This window comes from Exiguobacterium sp. s122 (assembly GCF_018618475.1).
Taxonomy (GTDB): domain Bacteria; phylum Bacillota; class Bacilli; order Exiguobacteriales; family Exiguobacteriaceae; genus Exiguobacterium; species Exiguobacterium himgiriensis.
On record NZ_JACSMD010000018.1, the window covers coordinates 1 to 611 of the forward strand.

At 61.7% G+C, this 611-nt stretch carries 1 protein-coding gene; it reads left to right on the forward strand.

Features of this window, described 5'->3' with window-relative positions; translation table 11 throughout:
* Positions 1–611 (forward strand): SIS domain-containing protein (locus KNP92_RS15720; RefSeq protein WP_214842152.1); only part of this gene is annotated, 611 nt, incomplete at both ends.

Genomic DNA, 611 nt, shown 5'->3' on the forward strand with positions numbered 1-611 from the left:
ATCGGCAAGAACAAGTCGCCGCTCCTCGTCGGGCTCGGCGACGGCACGTTCAACGTCGTGGCGTCTGACGCGATGGCGATGCTCCAGGTGACGGACCGCTACCTCGAGCTCCACGACGGCGAGATCGTCATCTTGACACGTGAGACGGCGACGATCAAGACGCTCGACGGCGACGTCCTCGAGCGCGAGCCGTACATCGCGGAGATTGACGCGTCGGACATCGAGAAGGGCACGTACGCGCACTACATGTTGAAGGAGATGGACGAGCAGCCGGCCGTCATCCGCAACATCATCCAGCAGTACCAGAACGAGGCGGGCGACATCGAGCTCACGGAGGGCGTGCGCTCGCTCGTCTCCGAGGCCGACCGCATCTATATCGTCGCGTGTGGCACGAGTTACCATGCTGGCTTGATCGGGAAGCAACTTCTTGAGCGCGTGTCAGGCGTGCCGACAGAAGTACACGTTGCTTCGGAGTTCGGCTACAACATGCCGCTCCTCACAGAGAAGCCGCTCTTCGTCTTCTTGTCACAGTCTGGGGAGACGGCCGATAGCCGCGCCGTCCTCGTCGAAGTGAAGAAGCGTGGCTACAAGGCGCTCACGATGACGAACGT